A 2,796-nucleotide genomic window follows, 5' to 3' on the forward strand; every position below is an offset into this window, starting at 1 on the left:
AGATAACCAAGTAATTGCTGCGGGTGAAGTTTTGGCTAAAATTCCAAAAGATCAGTCTAAGACCAGTGATATTACCGGTGGTCTACCACGTGTTGCTGACTTGTTTGAGGCACGTAAAGCAAAAGATCATTCAATTCTTGCAGAAGAGTCTGGTGTTGTTAGTTTTGGTAATCCAACCAAGAGTAAGGATCGTTTAATTATCACTTCAGCTGAAGGTGAAGCGACAGAAATGATGATTCATAAATGGCGCCAAATTAACGTCTTTGACGGTGAAACAGTTGAGAAGGGTGATGTTATTTCTGATGGCCCTTCAAATCCTCATGATATCTTGCGTCTGTTAGGTGTTGAAGCATTAGCTAACTATGTGGTTAAAGAAGTACAAGATGTATATCGCCTACAAGGTGTAAACATCTCTGATAAGCACATTGAAGTAATTGTTAAGCAAATGCTACGTAAAGTCGAAGTGCTTGACGCTGGTGACTCTAAGTTTGTTAATGGTGAAACAGCCGAATACGCTAGAGTAATTGAAACTAATAAGCAATTAGCTGCCCAAGGAAAATCATTGATTACTTACCAAAGATTGTTAATGGGTATTACTAAAGCTTCATTAGCAACAGAATCATTCATTTCTGCGGCTTCATTCCAAGAGACTACTCGAGTGTTAACTGAAGCTTCTACAACTGGCCGTGTTGATACTTTACAAGGCTTGAAAGAAAATGTAATTGTAGGTCGTTTAATTCCTGCAGGAACAGGTTTTGCTCACCATCAAGAGCGTCGTGCTAAGCGCGATGCAAGTATGACGCACAGTGCGGATGCCGAAATTGCATTAGCTGCTGAGTTGAGTGAAGCTGAAGAAGCTCAAGAGTAATTCTTAAGTTTTAAAGCTAGCTAAAACCGCATCGAATCTCGATGCGGTTTTTTTATGTCTAAAATCCGTTAAAATGCGCTTATGAACAAAACAAGTTTCGATAAATATGTAGATCAAGGTTATAACCATATTCCGGTTTTTAGAGAGGTGGTACTTGATACCGACACTGCCCTGGGTTTGTATTTAAAGTTGGCAAATAACACTTATAGCTATTTATTTGAATCCGTCCAAGGCGGTGAAAAATGGGGCCGTTATTCAATGATTGGCTTGCATGCACAAACGGTTGTTAAGGTGTTCGATTACGAAATTCAAATAGAGCAAGACGGTGCAGTTATTGATCGAATTGACGTTAAAGATCCACTTGCCTGGATTGAAAATTATCAGAAAAATTTTAAGGTGCCTGAAATTAATGATCTGCCTGAATTTAATGGCGGTTTGGTTGGTTATTTTGGCTATGAAATCATTCGTTATATTGAGCCGAAATTAAAAGATATTAATTTAAAAGATGAGCTGAATGTAGCAGATATTCTGCTAATGGTGTCGAATGATCTAGTGGTATTTGACAATTTGGCCAATAAGGCATTCTTATTAACTCATATCAATCCAGACACCCATTCCTACGAGCAGGCATTAGCACGTTTGGATGAAATTGAAGCACAAATTGATCAGCCACTAATTAAGCAATCTTATCAATCTGATCATCTAAAGCCTGAAGATTTTAAATCAAGCTTTGGTGAGCAAAGCTATAAGCAGACAGTAAGTCGTATTCAGCAATATATTGTCGCAGGTGATGTCATGCAGGTGGTGCCTTCACAACGCCTAAGCGCACCTTATACGGCGCCAGCTATCGAGTTATATCGACAACTTAGACGACTTAATCCATCACCTTATATGTATTATCTTAATTTAGGTGATGTTAATATTATTGGTTCATCACCCGAGATTCTAACTCGTGTTGACAGTGATCGCCGAGCAACTGTAAGGCCGATTGCTGGTACGCGAATGCGCGGCAAAGATCAAGCGCAAGATTTAGCACTTGAACAAGACTTGCTAGCTGACGAAAAAGAGATCGCTGAGCACCTAATGCTGATTGATTTGGGTCGTAATGACTTAGGCCGAATTGCAAAAACGGGTAGTGTAAAGTTGACCGATAAAATGTTTGTAGAGCGCTATTCACACGTAATGCATATTGTCTCTAATGTGGAGTGTGACTTGCAAGAACAAATGAGCGCTATGGATGTTCTTAAGGCCACGTTCCCTGCAGGCACCCTGAGTGGTGCGCCTAAGGTTCGCGCTATGGAAATCATCAATGAAGTTGAGCCACTTAAACGCAATATCTATTCGGGCGCTATTGGTTACTTATCGTGGCATGGTTGTATGGACATGGCTATCGCCATTCGTACTGCTGTGGTTAAAGACGAGACGCTTTATGTACAGGCTGGCGCTGGCATTGTGCATGATTCTGTTCCTCAATCAGAATGGGATGAAACCATGCATAAAGCCATGGCACTGATTAAAGCTGCTGAGCAGGTTTAACGATTTTTATTTGTTTTTTGACTTATATCAAAAAAAATATTACAGTTTAAAATAGTATATCTTTTTGATATATTTGTTGTATAAATATTACAGTTCATTCCAAACCCCTCTATATTAGCACCTTTTAAAGGTGTTGCATATGTTGTATTTTTAATTATCATAAGCGTTTCTGAATTAATTTTCAACAGTAATTAATCAGTTTTTTAAATACATAGAGGAGAGAAACATGAAGAAAACTATTTCTTCAATTTCGGCAGTTGCCGCTTTAGCAGCATTATTTGTAATGCCACTAGAAGCAGGTGCTAAAGAGATGACAGACGAAGAGGTTACATTTGGCCGTAAGGCAGGTAATTGTTTAGCGTGCCACATGATCCCTGGTGGAAACTTGCCAG

Annotated in this window: 1 protein-coding gene and 1 pseudogene; both read left to right on the forward strand. The window is 39.2% G+C overall.

Translation table 11 applies throughout. The annotated features are described in order from the left end of the window. Positions 1 to 868 (forward strand): annotated as a pseudogene (locus tag PSN35_RS06875) (DNA-directed RNA polymerase subunit beta'); the annotation flags it as partial. 81 nt (positions 869 to 949) lie between these two features. After that, entirely contained in the window at positions 950 to 2,404 is a 1,455-nt protein-coding gene (gene trpE, locus PSN35_RS06880; RefSeq protein WP_300031317.1) for an anthranilate synthase component I, read from the forward strand. The last annotated feature ends 392 nt before the right edge of the window (positions 2,405 to 2,796 follow it).

Origin of the sequence: Candidatus Thioglobus sp. (assembly GCF_028599055.1) — a bacterium.
GTDB lineage: Bacteria > Pseudomonadota > Gammaproteobacteria > PS1 > Pseudothioglobaceae > Thioglobus_A.

Excerpts from the sequence above, each read along its gene's own strand:
- trpE (WP_300031317.1), top strand. The coding sequence starts at position 950 with ATGAACAAAACAAGTTTCGATAAATATGTAGATCAAGGTTATAACCAT.